Origin of the sequence: Cellulomonas soli (assembly GCF_052036975.1) — a bacterium.
Classification (GTDB): domain Bacteria; phylum Actinomycetota; class Actinomycetes; order Actinomycetales; family Cellulomonadaceae; genus Cellulomonas; species Cellulomonas soli_A.
This window is the reverse complement of sequence record NZ_JBQIAR010000009.1, coordinates 148,853-165,708: the sequence shown is the minus strand read 5'-3', so window position 1 is coordinate 165,708 and position 16,856 is coordinate 148,853. Positions and strand designations below refer to the sequence as shown.

At 73.3% G+C, this 16,856-nt stretch carries 14 protein-coding genes; 12 read left to right on the top strand and 2 right to left on the bottom strand.

Annotated elements, in window-relative coordinates:
* Window positions 1-1,853: 1,853 nt before the first annotated feature.
* The 12 genes from ACTHAM_RS11555 to ACTHAM_RS11500 all read left to right on the top strand — a co-directional run bounded on the left by ACTHAM_RS11555 (window position 1,854) and on the right by ACTHAM_RS11500 (window position 14,891).
* Window positions 1,854-2,795 (top strand): hypothetical protein, encoded by a 942-nt coding sequence (locus ACTHAM_RS11555; RefSeq protein ID WP_440687528.1) that lies wholly within the window; start codon window positions 1,854-1,856, stop codon window positions 2,793-2,795.
* Window positions 2,796-2,821: 26 nt separating this feature from the next.
* Window positions 2,822-3,835, top strand: coding sequence for an HAD-IIA family hydrolase (locus ACTHAM_RS11550; protein ID WP_440687526.1), 1,014 nt, complete (start codon window positions 2,822-2,824; stop codon window positions 3,833-3,835).
* Between the two features lie 137 nt (window positions 3,836-3,972).
* Window positions 3,973-4,161, top strand: a complete 189-nt coding sequence (locus ACTHAM_RS11545) for a hypothetical protein (protein ID WP_440687524.1) — start codon at window positions 3,973-3,975, stop codon at window positions 4,159-4,161.
* Window positions 4,162-4,167: 6 nt separating this feature from the next.
* Complete coding sequence (locus ACTHAM_RS11540; RefSeq protein WP_440687522.1) at window positions 4,168-5,013, top strand: TlyA family RNA methyltransferase; 846 nt, start codon at window positions 4,168-4,170, stop codon at window positions 5,011-5,013.
* The gene (locus ACTHAM_RS11535) at window positions 5,010-5,942 is read left to right on the top strand and encodes an NAD kinase (protein WP_440687520.1); all 933 of its coding nucleotides are present in this window, start codon (window positions 5,010-5,012) and stop codon (window positions 5,940-5,942) included. Before ACTHAM_RS11540 ends, ACTHAM_RS11535 begins: the two co-directional genes overlap by 4 nt.
* Window positions 5,939-7,672 carry a DNA repair protein RecN gene (gene recN / locus ACTHAM_RS11530; RefSeq protein WP_440687518.1) on the top strand — a complete coding sequence of 578 codons (1,734 nt, stop codon included), beginning with the start codon at window positions 5,939-5,941 and terminating at the stop codon, window positions 7,670-7,672. Before ACTHAM_RS11535 ends, recN begins: the two co-directional genes overlap by 4 nt.
* Window positions 7,673-7,678: 6 nt before the next feature.
* Entirely contained in the window at window positions 7,679-8,866 is a 1,188-nt protein-coding gene (steA, locus tag ACTHAM_RS11525) for a putative cytokinetic ring protein SteA (protein WP_440687516.1), read from the top strand.
* A 76-nt stretch (window positions 8,867-8,942) separates the two neighbouring features.
* Window positions 8,943-9,992, top strand: coding sequence for a copper transporter (locus ACTHAM_RS11520; protein WP_440687514.1), 1,050 nt, complete (start codon window positions 8,943-8,945; stop codon window positions 9,990-9,992).
* 7 nt (window positions 9,993-9,999) lie between these two features.
* Window positions 10,000-10,893 (top strand): hypothetical protein, encoded by an 894-nt coding sequence (locus ACTHAM_RS11515; RefSeq protein ID WP_440687512.1) that lies wholly within the window; start codon window positions 10,000-10,002, stop codon window positions 10,891-10,893.
* 7 nt (window positions 10,894-10,900) lie between these two features.
* Entirely contained in the window at window positions 10,901-12,604 is a 1,704-nt protein-coding gene (gene murJ / locus ACTHAM_RS11510) for a murein biosynthesis integral membrane protein MurJ (protein WP_440687510.1), read from the top strand.
* 11 nt (window positions 12,605-12,615) lie between these two features.
* Window positions 12,616-14,286 carry a CTP synthase gene (locus tag ACTHAM_RS11505; RefSeq protein ID WP_440687508.1) on the top strand — a complete coding sequence of 557 codons (1,671 nt, stop codon included), beginning with the start codon at window positions 12,616-12,618 and terminating at the stop codon, window positions 14,284-14,286.
* Window positions 14,283-14,891, top strand: a complete 609-nt coding sequence (locus ACTHAM_RS11500; RefSeq protein WP_440687506.1) for an NUDIX domain-containing protein — start codon at window positions 14,283-14,285, stop codon at window positions 14,889-14,891. The genes ACTHAM_RS11505 and ACTHAM_RS11500 overlap by 4 nt, the downstream gene beginning before the upstream one ends.
* A 107-nt stretch (window positions 14,892-14,998) precedes the next feature.
* Here ACTHAM_RS11500 and ACTHAM_RS11495 read toward each other — a convergent pair whose 3' ends face one another.
* Window positions 14,999-15,805, bottom strand: coding sequence for an ABC transporter permease (locus ACTHAM_RS11495; RefSeq protein ID WP_440687504.1), 807 nt, complete (start codon window positions 15,803-15,805; stop codon window positions 14,999-15,001).
* A complete protein-coding gene (locus ACTHAM_RS11490; protein ID WP_440687502.1) occupies window positions 15,802-16,842 on the bottom strand; it encodes an ATP-binding cassette domain-containing protein in 1,041 nt (346 codons plus the stop codon). The genes ACTHAM_RS11495 and ACTHAM_RS11490 overlap by 4 nt, the downstream gene beginning before the upstream one ends.
* Window positions 16,843-16,856 lie beyond the last annotated feature (14 nt).

Here is a 16,856-nt window from a genome sequence, read left to right as displayed (position 1 = left end):
CGCCAGGGTGTGGGAGAGTAGGACGCCGCCGGACACCATTCACGAAGAGCCATCCCCGCGAGGGGATGGCTCTTCGTGTTTCCCGGAACGAACGGTCGGGCACCGACACCGAACCAAGGAGCTTCTCGGTTCTGCACTTGGCAGCACGCGACGGGCGAAGCGCCCTAGGTGTGCTCGAGCGGTGCGGTGCGTATGACTGTCGAGGACGAGGACCGCGCTCGGTGTGACCGCAGCGGGCGGTGCGATGAGACCATGGAGCGCGGACGTCCCGCGATGAGGAGAACGTACAGATGAACAGCGAGTACCGCGGGCGCAAGCCTGACGACGAGCGAGATGCCAGGAACCGACGCGACGATGCTGCCGGCGCTGGCCGGCGCGGCCCGGCAGGCGCGGGCCGGGGCGCGACTCCGCCTGCGCGCGGTGGGCGGTCCGAGGGGGGACGTAGTTACGGCGCAGCGTCGCGCGGGACGGCCGGCGGTGAGCGGCCAGGTTCGCGCGGTGAGTCCTCTGGGGCACGCTCGTACGGTGTACGGCAGCCCGGCTCGTTCTCCGGCAGCCGGGATACGTCGGGCGGTCGTGGTTCCGGTGGGCGTGGTGAGCGGCCGGCCGGCTCCGGTGGTGCGTGGCGTGGTGCCGGCGGTGCCGGCGCCGGTCGCTCTGAGGGTCGTGGTGACGCCGAGCGGCGCGGCGCGTCCGGTGGCCAGTCCTTCGGCGCGCGAGGTCCGCGTCGTGATGACGCCGCAGGTGCCCGCAGGCGCCCGATTGCCGGCGAGTCGCGTGGTCCGTGGGCTCGTGACGAGCGCGCTGACCGCTCCTCCTCGAGCGCGCAGCGTGGTGGATGGTCAGGCACGCGCTCGGCCGACGCTCGCGACGGACGGCCTGGCGACGCTTCTCGCGGTGCCGGTCGCTCTGCTGCCGGTGGCGGCCACGGCGGCTCGGGACGGGGAGGGTCTGCCTCGTGGAGCGGCGATGAGCGGCGGCCCGAGGCGACGCGAGGGGACCGCCCCGGGTTCGACCGACGCGGTGGAGCTGGAGGCGGCTCGTCAGCAGGGCGCTTCCCGGACGGGCGGCCGCCGAGATCGACACAGGACGGCGAGCGTGGTTCGCGCGACGGTGGTCAGCGTGGTGGTTCCTCGCGCGGGGACGTACGTCCCTGGGAGCAGCGTGGAGCCGGTCCGGCCGGCGGTGAGCGGCGCGGCTCGGGTCACCAGGCTGCAGGCGCCGGTTCGCGCGGGGGCTATGGGCGTCCGGCGTCCGCTGCCGATGAGCGCGGCGGGTACGGTCGGACTGCGTCCGGTGCGGGCGACCGGAGAGCGGGCGCTGGTTACGCGGCTTCTCGCGGTCCTCGTGAGGATGCCCGTGACCCGCGTCGGGGCGACACACGTGGGTTCGCCGGCGGATCTGCCGGGCGTGCCGGTGAGGGTCAGCAGGGTGCACCTCGAGGCGGACGGTCGTTCGACGACCGCCAGGGCCGTCCTTCGGCCGGCCGCGACGGGGGGAACCGGCCGCCGCGTGCTGAGGGTGAGCGTGCCTGGGGCGGTCCCGCCCGTGCGGGTGGTCCTGCCGGCTCGCGGGGAGCGGCGAGCAACGAGCGGTCCTTCCGCCGCGGTCCTGATGACCGCACGCCGCGGGCAGGTCGCGAGGAACGTCCGCGCAGCGGTGGCGCCGGTCAGGGCCGTGAGCCGCGTGCCGGAGGAACATGGTCCGAGCAACCGCGCGGTGGTGTGGCACCGCGGGGTGGCTTCGCGGCGTCTCGAGACGCCCGGTTCGCACGAGGCCCCGCAGAGGAGCCGCGGGCCACGAGGCCGCCGCAGGACCAGCGCGTCGCCGGTCCGCAGATCCCGGACGACGTCGTGTTCGGCGAGCTCTCGCGCGAGGTCCGTGGACGGTTGCGGACGCTGAGCAAGGAGAACGCGGACCGGGTCGGTCGCCACCTCGTGATGGTCGGTCGGCTTCTCGACGACGAGCCCGAGCTCGCCTACGAGCACGCCCAGGCGGCCGTGGCCCGGGGCGGGCGCGTGGATGTCGTGCGTGAGGCCGCCGGTCTCGCGGCCTACCGGACGGGCCGGTACGCGGAGGCACTGCGCGAGCTGCGTACCGTCCGACGGCTCAACGGCTCCTCGGAGCACCTGCCGGTCATGGCGGACTGCGAACGAGGCCTCGGGCGACCCGAGCGGGCACTTGCGCTCGCCCAGGACCCGGAGGCGGAGTCCCTCGAGGAGACCGCACGGGTCGAGCTGGCGATCGTCGTCAGCGGTGCGCGCCTGGATCTCGGTCAGCCGGAGGCCGCTGTTGCGACCCTGGCTGCAGCGTCGGTGCGCGCTGCGACAGGGCTGCTGGCGGTGCGCGTGGCGCAGGCACGTGCCACGGCGCTCGACGCGGCAGGCCAGCCGGAGCTGGCGCGTGCCGAGCTCGCCCGCTACTCGGCGAGCCAGCTGGCCGAGGCTGCCGGTGAGGTGGACGAGGACGAGGAGGTCGTGGTCTTCGACCTGACCGACGAGGACGCCGACGAGGCGGAGCAGGTCGAGGCGCTGGAGGGTGACGCGGCCGGTTCCGACGAGGAGGGCACCGGACCGACCGACGACGTGACCGAGGTCGAGGCCCACGCGGACTCGGCCGACGAAGCGCTCACCGGCCACGACGGTGTCGAGGTCGGCACGGCACATGACGGGCCTGGCGCCGACGGCGATGGCATCACCGGGCGTGGGGACGATGTCGTGCACGACGTCGCGGACGAGGAGTCGGCTGCCGAGGTGCAGGGCACCGGAAGTGCGGTGCAGGGGGGCGACCAGTGACGGCGGCGGGTCTGATCGGGTCGGACATGCCGCTCGCCGAGCGGTACGACCTTGCGCTCGTCGACCTGGACGGTGTGGCCTATCGCGGCCACGAGCCGATCGAAGGCGCAGCCGTCGGGCTCGGTGGGGCGCGGGCACGGGGGATGCGGGTGGTGTTCGTGACGAACAACGCCTCACGTGAGCCCGAGTCCGTCGCCGGTCAGCTCTCCGGCCTGGGGATCCCGACCGAACCGGCCGAGGTGATGACGGCGGCGCAGGCCGCTGCTCGCCTTCTGGCCGACCGGCTGGAGCCGGGCTCCTCCGTGCTCGTCGTGGGCGGGGCGGGCCTGGTCACGGCTGTTCGGGCGGCCGGATTCGTCGTGGTGACCTCGGCCGACGAGGCGCCCGACGCGGTCGTCCAGGGCTTCGCCCCGGAGGTCGGCTGGGCGCAGCTGGCAGAGGCCGCCTACGCGGTCGAACGCGGGGCGTGGTACGTCGCCTCGAACCTCGACCTGAGCCTGCCGACCGCCAGGGGGATGGCACCGGGCAACGGGTCGCTCGTGGGCGCCGTGCGTGCGGCGACGGGCGTGACACCCGACAGCGCTGGCAAGCCCTCGCCGGCGATGTACCACATGGCGGTCGAGCGGGCCGGCGCGCACGACGTGCTCGTGGTCGGGGACCGGCTCGACACCGATCTTGCCGGAGCGCGTGCGGGTGGCTTCGCCGGGCTGCACGTGCTGACCGGCGTCAGCTCGGCCCGCGACGACGTGCTCGCGCAGCCGGGGGAGCGACCGCACTACATCGGTGCCGACCTGCGGACCCTGCTCGAGCCGCACCCGGAACCGACGCCGGCCGCGGACGGGTGGTGGGTGTGCAGGGAGGCCGCCGCCCGGGTGGTCGACGGCGTGCTCGAGCTCGACGGACCGCGGGCCGGTGCCGACGAGGCGCTCGACGTGGTGCGTGCAGCCTGCGCGGCGGCGTGGGACGCGGCCGACCGGGGCGCGCCGCTCGACGCGTCAGCCGTACCTGAGCTCGTGGTGCCGGTGACCACCGAAGGCTGAGCCGGTGGCCGTGGACCGGCCCGGGACGGCTCCACCGGTGCCTGTGGGCATCCGCGGTCGGGTGGGTCCCAGCAGGTAGCGTGGTCGAGCGCGGCACGGACCACGGGCCGGCGGAGACGAGAAGGGTCGGTGGCGAGGTGGAGCAGACGGTAGACGGCGGCGCGCCCTCCGCTCCGGAGGACCTTCCCTCGACGGGCGATGCCGCGGTCGACGAGGCCGTGGCCACGCTCGACCGGCTCGACGGTCGCCCGCTGAGGGAGCACGTGGCGGCGTTCGACGCCGTGCACGGCGCCCTGCAGGACCGACTCGCGGACGCGGAGGGCTGAGCGGCGGTGGTCGCACGGGTGGACAGTGAGCTGGTGCGCCGCGGGCTGGCGCGCTCGCGCGGTCATGCCGGCGAGCTCCTCGCCTCCGGGCGGGTGAGCCTCGACGGCGAGACCGTGCTCCGCGCGGCCACACCCGTGGACGCCGCACGCGTGCTCGCCGTCGCCGAGGACCCCGCCGATCCCGGCTACGCCTCGCGCGCAGGCCACAAGCTCGCCGGTGCCCTCGACGCCCTCGGGGAGGGCGGACCCTGCGTCGCCGGTCGGAGGTGCCTGGACGCGGGGGCGAGCACGGGCGGGTTCACGGACGTCCTGCTGCGCCGTGGCGCCCGCAGCGTCGTCGCCGTCGACGTGGGGCACGACCAGCTCGTGGCGCCGCTGCGCGCCGACCCCCGGGTCGAGGTCCGCGAAGGCGTCAACGTGCGCGCGCTGCGTGCCGGTGACGTGGAGCCCCGTCCGGAGCTGGTCGTGGCGGACCTGTCGTTCATCTCGCTGACGCTGGTGCTGCAGGCGCTGGTGGAGGTCGCGGCCGACAGTGCGGACCTGCTGGTCATGGTCAAACCGCAGTTCGAGGTGGGTCGCGAGCGGCTCGGCTCGGGGGGTGTGGTGCGTGACCCCGGGTTGCGTGTCCAGGCGGTCACGGCCGTCGCGCGGTGCGCTGTGGGGCTCGGGCTGCAGGTCCGCGACGTGGTGCGCAGCCCGCTGCCCGGCCCGAGCGGCAACGTCGAGTACTTCCTGTGGTTGACCAGGACGCAGAACCCGCCGACGACGGCACCCGACGGTCCGACGGACCAGGACGAGGAGGCGGTCCCTGTGGCGCGCATCGAAGCGGTCGTGCGGGACGGTGCCGCGTGACGCGCCGCGCCGTGGTGGTGACGCACAGCGGCCGCGAGGAGGCCGTGCAGGCGACCGCGGAGGCCGTCCGCGAGCTCGAACGGGCCGGCGTCGAGCCCGTCCTCGCACCGGAGGACGCCGACCCGGAGTCCTTGCCCCCGTTCGACCTGGCCGTCGTGCTGGGTGGTGACGGCACCGTGCTGCGGGCCGCCGAGCTCACGCGGGGCTCGCGGGTACCGCTGCTGGGTGTGAATCTCGGTCACGTCGGGTTCCTCGCCGAGGCCGAGCGGGACGACGTGGGCGAGGCCGTGCGCCGGCTGACCGCGGGCGACTTCGTGATCGAGGAGCGCGGCACTCTGGATGTGCGCGTCCAGGCGCCTGACGGGTCGGTGACCCGGGGATGGGCCCTGAACGAGGCCGCGCTGGAGAAGGCTGAGCGGTCGCGGATGATCGAGGTCATCGTCGAGGTCGACGCTCGACCGTTGTCGTCGTTCGGGTGCGACGGCGTGGTGCTGGCGACCGCGACCGGCTCGACGGCGCACGCCTTCTCCGCCGGTGGCCCCGTGGTGTGGCCGGACGTGGACGGCATGATCCTCGTGCCGCTCTCGGCGCACGCCCTGTTCTCGCGGCCGCTGGTCGTGGGGCCGCGCAGCGTGCTGGCCGTGGAGGTGATCGAGCGTTCCCCCGAGGGTGTCCTGCTGTGCGACGGGCGGCGGCGGATCGCGGTGCCACCCGGGTCGCGCGTCGAGGTCAGGCGCAGCTCCGTGCCCGTGCGGTTCGCGCGCCTGACGCCCGCTCCGTTCACGACCCGTCTCGTGCACAAGTTCGGTCTGCCGGTCGAGGGCTGGCGGGGGCACCCGCGCCACGGGGAGGACCGTGTGGTCCCCCGACGTCCGGCACCACCGCCGGACACGGCACCGACGAGGCACACAGGGGAGGCACCGGCGTGATCGAGGAGATCCGCATCGACAACCTCGGGGTGATCGGTCGCGCACACGTCGCGCTCGGCCCCGGGCTGACGGTGCTCACCGGTGAGACCGGCGCCGGCAAGACGATGGTGCTCACGGCGCTCTCCCTGCTGCTGGGTGTGAAGGCCGACCCCGGCGCCGTGCGTCACGGGTCGGGTCAGGCGGCTGTCGAAGGGCGGGTCACGGGGGTGGCCGGCACGGCCGTCGGTGAGCGTGCCGAGGAAGCGGGGGCCACCCTCGACGACGACGGCAGCCTCGTGCTGCTGCGGACCGTGAGCGCCCCCGGGCCTGAGGCGCAGGGGCGCTCACGGGCGTTCGTCGGAGGCCGCTCGGTGCCCCAGGCCGTTCTCGGCGAGCTGGCCGAGGCGCTCGTGACCGTGCACGGCCAGAGCGACCAGGCGCGTCTGCGCTCACCGTCACGCCAGCGCGAGGCACTCGACGCGTTCGCTGGGGCCGAGCACCGAGCCGTGCTCGAGGAGTACCGGCAGCTGTGGGCCGAGCGCGTGCGTGTCGAGGCCGAGCTGGACGACCGCGTGTCGCGGGCGCAGGAGCTGGCCCGGGAGGCCGAGCTGCTGCGGCTGGGTCTGGCGGAGGTCGAACGCATCGACCCCCAGCCGTTGGAGGACGTCGCCCTGGCCGACGAGGTCGAACGGCTGGCGCACGCCGAGGACCTGCGGGCAGCGGCCGCCGGTGCGCACGTCGCACTCTCCGGGGACGCCGAAGCGGTCGGTGAGGAGGCCTCGGCCGTCGCCACCGTCGAGCACGCGCGACGGCTGCTCGAGCAGGTCGGCGAGCACGACCCGGCGCTGGCCGCGCTCGCCGTCCGGGTGGCCGAGGCCGGCTACCTCCTGGCGGACGTCGCCACCGAGCTGTCGGGGTACCTGGAGGACCTGCAGGCCGACCCGGTTCGCCTGGACGCCGCCCAGCGTCGGCGGGCCGAGCTGGCCACGCTGACCCGCAGCTACGGCAGCGACGTCACACAGGTGCTGGCCTGGGCGCAGGACGCGAGCCGACGGCTCGTCGACCTGGACGGTGGCGACGAGCGCATCGAGGCGCTGCGCGCGCGGGTGCAGGAGCTGACCGCACGGTTGGCGGACGTCGGGGCGCAGGTGCACGAACGGCGCGCGCAGGCTGCGCAGCGGCTCGCATCCGTCGTCTCGGACGAGCTGGCGGGGCTGGCCATGGCTGGTGCGTCCCTGCAGGTCGTCGTGGAGGAGCTCGACGAGCCGGGGCCACACGGTCCCGACCGGGTGGAGATGCTGCTGGTCGCGCATGCCGGCGCGCCGGCCAGGCCCCTGGGCAAGGGGGCCTCAGGTGGTGAGCTGTCGCGCGTGATGCTGGCCCTCGAGGTCGCCCTCGCCTCGGCGCCCGGTTCGGCCGTGCCGGGGACGTTCGTGTTCGACGAGGTCGACGCGGGCGTGGGCGGTCGTGCGGCGATCGAGGTCGGGCGTCGGCTGGCGGCGCTCGCCCGGGGTACGCAGGTGCTTGTGGTGACCCACCTGGCGCAGGTGGCGGCGTTCGCGGACCGTCATCTGGTGGTGACCAAGTCCACGTCCGACGGTGTCGACGTGGTGACCGAGTCGGACGTCCGTCGGGTCGACGGGCCCGATCGCGTCCGCGAGCTCGCGCGCATGCTGTCGGGTCAGGAGGACTCCGAGGCGGCGCACGCGCACGCGGCCGAGCTCCTGGCCCTGTCCGACGTGGGACGATGAGGCGCGATGAGAGTCTCCCTGCGCAAGCGCACGCCCGAACCCGATAGCACCGGACTGGTCGGTCCGGCACGAGTCGACCCCCGCACGAAGGCGCTGACCAAGCGTCTGCGCCCGGGCGACGTCGCGGTCATCGACCACCTGGACCTGGACCGTGTCTCCGCCGAGGCGCTGCTGGCCTGCTCACCGGCGGCCGTGCTGAACGCCGCGCGCTCGACCTCGGGCCGGTACCCGAACCTCGGGCCCGACATCCTCGTCTCGGGCGGCATCCCGCTCGTGGACGACCTGGGTCCGGACGTGATGGCCGTGCCCGAGGGGCATGTGCTGCGGGTCGTCGACGGGTGCGTGTACGACGGCGAGACGCTGGTCGCCGAGGGTGTCGCGCAGACACCCGAGACCGTGGCGGCATCCACCGAGGAGGCGCGCGCCGGTCTGTCCGTGCAGCTGGAGTCGTTCGCCGCGAACACGATGGACTACCTGCGACGCGAGCGCGACCTGCTCCTTGACGGCATCGGTGTGCCCGCGATCGACACGGTGATCGACGGACGCCAGGTGCTGATCGTGGTGCGTGGGTACCACTACAAGGAGGACCTGGTCACGCTGCGCCCGTACATCCGGGAGTACCGGCCGGTGCTCATCGGTGTGGACGGCGGTGCGGACGCGATCCTCGAGGCGGGCTGGCGGCCCGACCTGATCGTCGGCGACATGGACTCCGTCTCGGACCGTGCGCTCACCTGCGGCGCCGAGGTGGTCGTGCATGCCTACCGTGACGGTCGGGCCCCCGGGCTCTCGCGCGTCGAGCAGCTGGGGGTGCCGCACGTGGTGTTCCCGGCGACAGGTACCAGCGAGGACGTGGCGATGCTGCTCGCCGACGACAAGGGCGCCGAGCTGATCGTCGCCGTCGGCACCCACGCCACGCTCGTGGAGTTCCTGGACAAGGGGCGCTCCGGCATGGCCAGCACGTTCCTGACGCGCCTGCGCATCGGCAGCAAGCTCGTGGACGCCAAGGGTGTCTCGCGCCTGTACCGGCACCGCATCTCCAACGTGCAGCTGACGCTGCTCGTGCTGGCGGGTCTGCTGGCGCTCGGGGTGGCGCTCGCCTCGACCGCCGCCGGCCAGACCTTCTTCGCTCTCGTCGGTGCACGCATCGACGACCTGACCTCATGGTTCAGCGGCCTGTTCGGCTGGTGGTCGTGACGACCGCCGCGCTGGACCGCGCCCGCTTGCCGCACCCGCACTGGACCGCACCGGTCCGCGACCGAGAGCACTCACTGTGATCGACTTCCGTTACCACATCGTCTCCCTGATCTCGGTGTTCCTGGCCCTCGCGGTCGGCATCGCGCTGGGCGCCGGACCCCTCGAGCAGACGATCGGCGACACGCTCACCGGACAGGTCGAGCAGCTGCGCGCCGAGAAGGACGAGATGCGGGCCGAGCTCGACACCACCCAGGAGGACCTCAGCCAGGTCACGGCCTTCGTGGACGCCAGTGCGCCGCAGCTGCTCGAGGGCGCGTTGCTGGACCGCCGTGTCGCCGTGGTCATGCTCGGTGAGGTGCCCGAGGAGGAGCGCACCGCGGTGGACGCACGGATCGAGCAGGCCGGGGCGAGCGTCAGCGCACACGTGACGCTCACCGACGCGTGGTCCGATGAGGACCTGCGGGCGTTCCGGCTGGCACTGAGCGCGAACCTCGTCTCGTACCTGGACCCTGCGCCGGCCGCCGACGCCGGACTGGAGGCCGATCTGGCTGCCGCGCTCGTGCAAGGGCTCTCCCGCGAGGACCCCGCGGCGCCGAACTCTCTGTCCTCGGACGCCTCGACGCTGCTGGAGTTCCTCAGCACGGGGGACACCCCGCTGATCACGCTGGCCGACGAGGTGACCGCGCCTGCGGACGCCGTGGTCGTGCTGGCGACCCCCGCGGACGAGGCTGCCGACGGTGAGGCGAACCCGAGCCCCAGCCCGGTGGCTTCCGTGCTGGCCGCGGACGCCGCGGTGCTGCAGGCCGCCGAGACGTACACCGAGGGAGTCGTGCTCGCCGACGGACCCCGCGGGTCCGGGACGCTGATCGACGCGCTGCTGGCCGACGACGACCTGGCGCAGCTGATCACCACGGTCTCGGGCGCCCACACGACCGTCGGGCAGACCACCGTGCCGTTGGCGTTGGCCGCAGCGATCAGCGGCGTCGTGGGGCACTACGGGTTCGGGGACGGCGAGGAGGTCCTGCCCCCGGCGGTGGTGCTCACGCCGGTGGACCGCACCCCCCAGGTGCCGCTCGAGACGGGCGCTGACCCGGCGACGCCGCCGACGACCGACGGGCAGGGGTGAGCACCTGATGGGCGTCGCAGCGGGCCGCCGCGTGGTCGCGGCCCTCGTGGCCGGCACCACCACCGCCGTGGTGCGCGGGCTCCTGGACGGGCAGGCCCCCGGCGGGACCGCGCGCTGGACGCGCACGAACCACCGGGGAGAGCCCGTCTCGATGCTCGAGGGTCCAGCGGTGGCGGCCGGGCTCCTGGCGGGTGCGGTCGTCGGTGCGCCGTCGGTCCCTGCTGCCTGGGCGCTGAGCGTGGCGACAGGTTCCGCGGCGGTGTTCGGCGTGGTGGACGACCTGGCCGAGGACACGACCACGCGCCGCAAGGGTCTGCGCGGTCACCTGGGCGCACTGGCGCACGGCGAGGTCACCACGGGCGGGCTGAAGGTGCTCGGTATCGGCGCGGGCGCAGTGGTCGCCGCTGCCCTGGTCACGCCGCGGGAGCGGACCGGTGGCCGGGCCGCCGGTGGTGCGGCGGCGTGGGTCGCCGACGTGCTGGCCTCCGGTGCCCTGATCGCGACCAGTGCGAACCTGCTCAACCTGCTCGACCTGCGTCCAGGGCGTGCCCTCAAGGCCGGTGCGGCTCTCGGCGTGCCGCTGGTCGTCGCCGGGGGACCGGCGGGTGCCGGCGCCGGTGCGGCTGCGGCGGTTCTCGGGGCCGGTGCGGCGGCGCTCGACCAGGACCTGGACGAGGCCGACATGCTCGGTGACGGCGGCGCGAACGCCCTGGGAGCCGCTCTCGGCACGGCGGTCGTCCTCGCCGCGCCCCGGCGTGTGCGCCTGGCAGCGCTGGCCGGTGTGCTCGCCCTGACGGTGATCAGCGAGAAGGTCAGCTTCACGCGGGTGATCGAACGCACGCCGGTGCTGCGCGACATCGACGCCTGGGGGCGTCGACCCGTCGAGCCGACCCGAGGGTGAGGCGTCGGTGAGCCCGGCGCTGCTCCGGCGAGCCTCGAGGCTGGTCGGCGGGCTGGCGGGCGCGGCGGTCATGATCGCCGGCATCACGGTCGTCAGCCGGTTGCTCGGGTTCGCCCGCTGGGGCGTGCAGGCGCACGCGCTGGGCTCGGGTGCGATCGGCGGGGCGTACAACGCCGCGAACACCTTGCCGAACGTGCTGTTCGAGGTCGCTGCGGGTGGGGCGCTCGCGGGCGCGATCGTCCCGGTGCTCGTCGGACCTATCGCGGCGAGGAACCGTCGGGACGTCGACGCGATCGCGTCGGCCACGCTCGGCTGGACGTTGCTGGTGCTGGTCCCGCTCGGGCTGCTGCTGGCCGCGATCTCCGGGCTCGTGGGTCCGCTGCTGCTGCGAGACCCCAGCCCTGAGCAGATCGCGCTGGTGCAGTACTTCGTGCTGGTGTTCGCGGTGCAGGTGCCGATCTACGGGACGACGGTGCTGCTGTACGGGGTGCTGCAGGCGCACCGGAAGTTCTTCTGGCCGGCGTTCGCGCCGATCCTGTCCTCGGTCGTCGTGATCGTCGCGTACCTGCTCTACGGGCGGCTCGCGCACGGTGAGCTCGATGATCCGGGCGCGCTGGACCCTGCGGCGTTGACGTGGCTGGCCTGGGGGACCACCGCGGGTGTGGCGGCCATGTGCTTGCCGATGCTGCTGCCGGTGCACCGGCTCGGCGTCCGGCTCCGGCCGACGCTCCGGTTCCCGGCCGGCGTCGGTCCGCGGGTGCGCTCCCTGGCCTTCGCCGGTGTCGGCGCGGTGCTCGCGCAGCAGCTGTCCGTGCTCGTCCTGATGAAGGTGGCGTTCGCCCGGGGTGACGAGGGCACGTACTCGGTGTTCCTGTGGACCCAGGCGGTCTACCTGCTGCCCTACGCGGTGCTCGTCGTCCCGTTGGCCACCGCGACGTTCCCCCGGTTGGCGTCCCGTGCGTCCGAGGGGGACCGCGCAGGTTTCGCGCACCTGGCGTCCCGGACGACGCGCGCGGTGCTCGCCGCCGCGGCGGTCGGCTCGGCTGCGCTGGCTGCCGCGGCGCCGGCGGTCGCGGACATCTTCCGCGCGCTCGATGACGGCGGTTCGTCGGAGCTGGTGTCCGCCATGGCACCGGCGTTGACCTGGATGATGCCTGGACTGCTCGGTTTCGCCGTCGTGTTCCATGTCTCCCGCTCGCTGTACGCGTTGGAGCGGGGGCGGTTGGCGGTCACCTCGACGGCGGTCGGCTGGGTGGCCGTGGCGGTGGCCGGTGTGGGTCTGGCCGCCTGGTTCGTGCCGCGGGCCCCCGACGGCCCGGCCACGCTGGTGGTGCTGGGTGCCGCCACCTCGGCGGGCATGTTGCTCGGGGCGTGCGCGACCCTGGTGGCGCTGCGGCGCGCTGCAGGTGCTCAGGCGCTCGACGGTCTGCCGCGCACGGTGCTCGTGCTCACCTCGACGGGTGTGCTCGGCGCGGTGATCGGGAGGTGGGTCACCGACACGGTGCTCTCGCTCAGCGGTCACGGGTGGGCTGCGGCGATCGGTGCCGGCGCAGGTGGTGGTGTGCTCGCGGCCGTCGTGGTCGCCGCGGCCCTGCTGCTGCTCGACCGTGGCACCGTGCACGACCTGGTCCGCCTCGACCAGCGTCCGGCGCCGTCGACGTGGCGCGGCTCACCGGGGCGGCAGGCAGACCCTTCCTCCGACGTCCGGTAGGGTGGAAGTCCGTGACAGAGCGCGCGCATCGATCCTCCGGGCGGTCGGACATCTCGACCCGGCACATCTTCGTCACCGGGGGGGTGGCGTCCTCTCTCGGCAAGGGATTGACCGCCAGCAGCCTCGGTCGACTCCTCCGCTCCCGTGGCCTGAAGGTCACGATGCAGAAGCTGGACCCGTACCTCAACGTGGATCCCGGCACCATGAACCCGTTCCAGCACGGTGAGGTCTTCGTCACCGAGGACGGCGCCGAGACGGACCTCGACGTCGGCCACTACGAGCGGTTCCTCGACGTGGACCTGGTCGGCTCGGCCAACGTGACCACCGGTCAGGTGTACTCCCAGGTGATCGCCAAGGAGCGCCGCGGCGAGTACCTCGGTGACACCGTGCAGGTCATCCCGCACATCACGGACGAGATCAAGTCCCGCATGCGCTCGCAGGCGAGCGACGACGTCGACGTGATCATCACCGAGATCGGCGGCACGGTCGGCGACATCGAGTCGCAGCCGTTCCTGGAGGCCGCCCGGCAGGTGCGCCACGACCTGGGTCGCGACAACGTGTTCTTCCTGCACGTCTCGCTCGTGCCGTACATCGGCCCCTCGGGCGAGCTGAAGACCAAGCCGACCCAGCACTCCGTGGCGGCGCTGCGCAGCATCGGCATCCAGCCCGACGCGATCGTGCTGCGGGCCGACCGTGACGTGCCGCAGGGCATCAAGGCGAAGATCGCGCTCATGTGCGACGTCGACGTCGAGGGTGTCGTGACGGCCAAGGATGCGCCGAGCATCTACGACATCCCGCGCGTGCTGCACGCCGAGGGCCTGGACGCCTACGTGGTGCAGCGCCTGGGTCTGCCGTTCCGGGACGTCGACTGGAGCGGGTGGAACGAGCTGCTGCAGCGCGTGCACCAGCCCGCCCACCGGGTCGAGGTCGCCCTCGTCGGCAAGTACATCGACCTGCCCGACGCGTACCTGTCGGTCACGGAGGCGCTGCGCGCAGGCGGGTTCCACCACGACGCCAAGGTCGTCATCCGCTGGGTGACGTCGGACGACTGCCAGACGCCGGAGGGTGCCCAGAGCGCGCTCGAGGGTGTCGACGCGGTGCTGGTGCCGGGTGGGTTCGGCGTGCGGGGCATCGAGGGCAAGCTCGGCGCGCTGCGCTGGTCGCGCGAGAACAACGTCCCCACGCTGGGCATCTGCCTGGGCCTGCAGTGCATGGTGATCGAGTACGCCCGCACGGTCCTGGGGCTCGAGGGTGCCTCGTCCTCGGAGTTCGACGACGACCCGGCGCACCCGGTCATCGCCACGATGGACGAGCAGCTGGCGATCGTCGGCGGCGCCGGCGACCTGGGCGGGACGATGCGCCTGGGCGCCTACGACGCCGTGCTGAGCGAGGGTTCCATCGTGGCCGAGGTGTACGGCTCGACGCGGGTCTCGGAGCGGCACCGTCACCGGTACGAGGTCAACAACTCCTACCGTGACAAGCTCGAGCAGGCCGGGCTGGTCATCTCGGGTGTCTCCCCGGACCGGTCGCTGGTGGAGTTCGTCGAGCTGCCGCGTGACGTGCACCCGTACTACGTCTCGACGCAGGCGCACCCGGAGTTCAAGTCGCGTCCGACGCGTTCGCACCCGCTGTTCGCCGGTCTCATCGGGGCGGCGCTGGCGCAGCGCACGGACGACGAGTGAGCGACGAGCAGCTGGTCGACCGCGCCGCACCGCGCCCGGTGGTGCAGGGCGACCTGATCCACCGCGGCAAGGTCTGGGACGTGCGCGGCGAGGTCGTGGACCTGGGGGACACCCAGGTGCTGCGGGAGTTCGTCGACCACCCCGGGGCCGTGGCGGTCATCGCGTTGGACGACCAGGACCGGGTGCTGCTGCTGCAGCAGTACCGGCACCCGGTGCGGCACGACCTGTGGGAGCCTCCGGCCGGGCTGCTGGACGTGGTGGGTGAGGACCTGGTGGTCGCTGCCGCCCGCGAGCTGGCGGAGGAGGCCGACCTGCGGGCGGGTTCGTGGTGGCGCCTGGTCGAGGTGTTCACGACGCCCGGCGGGTCGAACGAGCGCATCGTGGTGTTCCTGGCCCGGGACCTGAGCCCGGTCGCGGAGCACGAGCGGTTCGAGCGGACCGACGAGGAGGCCCTCATGGTGCCGGTGTGGGTGCCGCTGGACGACGCGGTCGAGGCGGTGCTGGCCGGTCGCCTGCACAGCCCGACGGCGGTGACGGGGGTCCTGGCGGCTGCGGCAGCGCGCGCTCGTGGCTGGAGCTCGTTGACCCCGGTCGCTCTGGGCTGACGGGCGAGTTCCGGCTGACGGACGACGGGGCGGGGTGCTGCCGGACGGTGCACCCCGCCCCGTCGGCGTTCGTACCGGGCCTGCGCGGCTGGGGTGGTGGCCGGCGGTCAGCGGCTCGTCGACACCCGGTACTGGGCGTTGGCCAGCGGGACGAACACCAGCAGGAACGCCGCCGACCACAGCAGCGTGTAGATCTCCGCGTGCTGCAGCGGCCATGCGGTGGGCTCGGGGGTTCCGGGCGGGATGTTGCCGAACAGCTCGCGTGCCGCCTGCGTGGCGGCGGACACGGGGTTCCACTCGGCGAAGGTCTGCAACGGTTCGGGGAGCGTCTCGAGCGGCACGAACGTGTTGGCGACGAACGTCAGCGGGAAGATCACGATGAACGAGGCGTTGTTGACGACCTCGGGGCTGGGGACCAGCATGCCGACCCACGCCATGATCCACGAGATCGCGTAGGCGAAGACGAGCAGGAGCCCGTACCCGGCGAGAGCCTCGCCCACCGAGGAGTGGATGCGCCATCCGACGGCGAGGCCGGTCAGGGACATCACCACCAGCACGATGAGGTTGTTGACGACGTCGGAGATGGTGCGTCCGGTGAGCACCGCCGAGGGTGCCATGGGCAGTGACCGGAAGCGGTCGATGATGCCCTTCTTGACGTCCTCGGCCAGGCCGGCGCCGGTGATGGTGGCGCCGAAGATGACGGTCTGGGCGAAGATGCCCGCCATGAGGAACTCGCGGTAGGCGTCGCCGCCGCCTTGCTGGTCGATGGCTCCGCCGAACACGTAGGAGAACAGCAGCACGAACATGATCGGCGAGAGCGTGGTGAAGACCAGCAGGTCCGGCACACGCTTGATCTTGATGATGTTGCGCTTGGCGACGACGGCGGCGTCGGCGAGCACGTACGGCACCCTCATGCGGGGTCTCCTTCCGGGGGGCCGGCGTGGCGTCCGCCGCGAGAGCCGGTGCCCTCGCGGGTCCTGGCCGGCTCGGTGACCTCGGGTTCGGTCTGCTCCTCCGTGGTGCGCCCGGTGAGGGAGAGGAACACGTCGTCGAGCGTGGGGCGGCGCAGCCCGACGTCGTCGAGCGCCACGCCGGTGCCGTCGAGCAGCCGCAGGGCGTCGGCGAGGCTGGCCGGGCCGTTCGCGACGGGCATGAGCAGGCTGCGACGCCCGGGGTCGATCGAGGCGGGTTCCGAGCCGAGGGGGGCGAGCAGCTGCTCGATCTCGGCGAGCCGGGTCGCGTCGGCAAGGGTGAGCTCGAGCCGTTCGCCGCCGACGTCGCGCTTGAGGCTGTCGGCGGTGCCCTGGGCGATGATCCGGCCGTGGTCGATGACCACGATCTCGTCCGCCAGCAGGTCCGCCTCCTCGAGGTACTGCGTGGTCAGCAGCAGGGTGGTGCCACCGGCGACGAGCTGCTGGATGACGTCCCACATGTCGGTGCGCCCGCGGGGGTCCAGGCCGGTGGTCGGCTCGTCGAGGAACAGCACCGGTGGGTCGGCGACGAGGGCACCGGCCAGGTCGAGGCGGCGCCGCATGCCACCGGAGTAGGTGCGTGTGGGTCGGTCCGCGGCGTCCTCGAGGCGGAACTCGGCGAGCAGCTCGCGGGCGCGGGCCCGGGAGGCTGCTGCGCCCAGGTGGTAGAGCCGGCCGATCATGTCGAGGTTCTCGAAGCCGGTCAGGTACTCGTCGACGGCGGCGTACTGCCCGGACAGGCCGATGCGGCGGCGGACCTGAGCTGGCTGGGTGCGCACGTCGGCGCCGGCGACCGTGGCCTCTCCTGCGTCGGTCCGCAGGAGGGTGGCCAGGATGCGCACGACGGTGGTCTTGCCCGCTCCGTTGGGCCCGAGCAGCCCGAGGACGGAGCCTTGCCGGACGCGCAGGTCGACCCCGTCGAGCGCGACGACGTCGCCGTAGTGCTTGACCAGGCCCTGCGCGATGATCGCGTCAGACATGCGCACGACGCTAC

Excerpts from the sequence above, each read along its gene's own strand:
- ACTHAM_RS11515 (WP_440687512.1), top strand. The coding sequence starts at position 10,000 with ATGGGCGTCGCAGCGGGCCGCCGCGTGGTCGCGGCCCTCGTGGCCGGC.
- ACTHAM_RS11495 (WP_440687504.1), bottom strand. The coding sequence starts at position 15,805 with ATGAGGGTGCCGTACGTGCTCGCCGACGCCGCCGTCGTCGCCAAGCGC.
- steA (WP_440687516.1), top strand. The coding sequence starts at position 7,679 with ATGAGAGTCTCCCTGCGCAAGCGCACGCCCGAACCCGATAGCACCGGA.
- ACTHAM_RS11490 (WP_440687502.1), bottom strand. The coding sequence starts at position 16,842 with ATGTCTGACGCGATCATCGCGCAGGGCCTGGTCAAGCACTACGGCGAC.
- ACTHAM_RS11550 (WP_440687526.1), top strand. The coding sequence starts at position 2,822 with ATGCCGCTCGCCGAGCGGTACGACCTTGCGCTCGTCGACCTGGACGGT.